This window comes from Mesorhizobium sp. M1E.F.Ca.ET.063.01.1.1 (assembly GCF_003998155.1).
Lineage (GTDB): Bacteria > Pseudomonadota > Alphaproteobacteria > Rhizobiales > Rhizobiaceae > Mesorhizobium.
The window spans coordinates 1-1,206 of sequence record NZ_RZSC01001181.1; the positions used below are offsets into that span (position 1 = coordinate 1).

The 1,206-nt window shown below is 66.6% G+C and carries 1 protein-coding gene; it reads right to left on the bottom strand.

What is annotated here, in order from left to right; all coding sequences use genetic code 11:
- Positions 1–57 precede the first annotated feature (57 nt).
- Positions 58–1,206, bottom strand: a 1,149-nt coding sequence (locus EOA29_RS37075) for an IS256 family transposase (RefSeq protein ID WP_127222433.1), incomplete at its 5' end; no start/stop codon positions are given.

Here is a 1,206-nt window from a genome sequence, read left to right on the forward strand (position 1 = left end):
TGGCGTGGTGTAGGTAACGGCATTGGTCGCCGTGCTCTCCGGCAAGGGCCGGACTGATCAGCGCGCCACTGCCGGCAGGCTGATGAGCGGATCATCGCTCATCTGGCTGATGGTCTCAAGGGTCATGTAGCGGGCCCGCTGCACGGCCCATTCATCATTCTGTTCGAGCAGGAGGGCGCCGACGAGACGGACTATGGCATCGTCATTGGGGAAGATGCCGACGACCTCGGTCCTGCGCTTGATCTCGCCGTTGAGGCGCTCGATCGGGTTGGTGCTATGCAGCTTGGCACGGTGCTCCTTGGGGAAGGTCATGTAGGCAAGCACGTCGGGCTCGGCATCGTCCATGATGGTGGCGAGCTTGGGCACCTTCGGCCGGATCTGGTCGGCAACGGCGCGCCATTGGGTGCTGGCGGCCTCGGCCGTCTCCTGGGCGAAGGCGGTGGCGATGAAGGCCGAGGCGACGCGGCGGCCGCTCTTGCCGGCATGCGCCAGCACGTTCCTCATGAAATGGACCCGGCAGCGCTGCCATGTCGCGCACAGCACCTTGGTGACGGCCGCCTTGATGCCTTCATGGGCATCGGAAACGACGAGCTTGACGCCGCGCAGGCCGCGGCGGGTCAGCTTGCGCAAAAACTCCGTCCAGATCGGCTCGGCCTCAGACGTGCCGACCCCCATGCCCAGCACTTCGCGCCGGCCGTCTGCGTTGACCCCGACGGCGATGATGACGGCGACCGAGACGATGCGTCCGCCGCGGCGCACCTTCAGGTAGGTGGCATCGATCCACAGATAGGGCCAGTCGCCCTCGATGGGCCTGTCGAGGAAGGCCTTCACCTTGCCGTCGATCTCCTCGCACAGCCGGCTGACCTGGCTCTTGGAGACGCCGCTCATGCCCATCGCCTTGACCAGGTCGTCGACCGAGCGCGTCGAGATACCCTGGACGTAGGCCTCCTGGATGACGGCGATCAGCGCCTTCTCGGCCATGCGCCGCGGCTCAAGGAAGCTCGGGAAGTAAGAGCCCTTCCTGAGCTTGGGGATGCGCAGCTCGACGGTGCCGGCCCGCGTCTCCCAGTCTCTGTCGCGGTAGCCGTTGCGCTGGACAAGCCGCAGCGGGTTCTTCTCGCCATGGGCCGCGCCGGTGGCGGCGCCCACCTCCAGCTCCATCAGCCGCTCGGCGGCAAAGCCGATCATCTCGCGCAGGATATCGGC